Genomic DNA, 582 nt, shown 5'->3' on the forward strand with positions numbered 1-582 from the left:
CTTCGAGGGGAGTGTGGCAGGTCTCGGTCAAATGAACCTTGTAGCCCAGCCAGAACAGTTCCTCGCCCTTGGCGGCCCAGCGCGCATCGGCGTCGTAGGGCGAGGCCAGGCGGATACTGTCGGGCGGGCCGCCGTCCTTGTCGGCCTCCCGCTTCCTGACCACCTCCCGCCCCGGTTGTCGGTGTGGATGTAGTAGGTCTGCACCAGAACCTGCCGCAGCAGCTGCACGGTCTCGATCTCGCGGATCCACGGCGGGGCGGCATCGGCCCAGGCCGCCCGGCACAGCGTCAGCGCGTCCTGCCCGAACACCTGGGCGAGCCGGTCACGCTTGGTCTTGGACGTGGGCATCGTCCAGCCGTTGATCCGCTCCCCGTAGCGGTGCGCGAACTCGGCGACGTCGACTACCTCGGCGAGCCAGACGGGGGCGGCCACCGCCAGCGCCTCCAGGGCGGCCCGCACGCTCTCCCCGGCCAGCTCGGTGCGGTTCAGGGGACCTCCCCCCGGGTGGTGGACACCCTGACCTCCGGCCCCGGTGGGGGCCGGGAGAGGGTGACCGATTATGGTGATGAAGGTCTATTCGCC

At 70.3% G+C, this 582-nt stretch carries 1 protein-coding gene; it reads right to left on the minus strand.

Going from position 1 to position 582, the window contains the following annotated elements; translation table 11 throughout:
• Positions 1-27 precede the first annotated feature (27 nt).
• On the minus strand, positions 28-459 hold the full coding sequence (locus tag ACFYQA_RS38875; RefSeq protein WP_388928484.1) for a hypothetical protein: 432 nt from the start codon (positions 457-459) through the stop codon (positions 28-30).
• Positions 460-582 lie beyond the last annotated feature (123 nt).

The organism is Streptomyces sp. NPDC005774 (assembly GCF_042871645.1).
GTDB classification, from domain to species: domain Bacteria; phylum Actinomycetota; class Actinomycetes; order Streptomycetales; family Streptomycetaceae; genus Streptomyces; species Streptomyces pratens.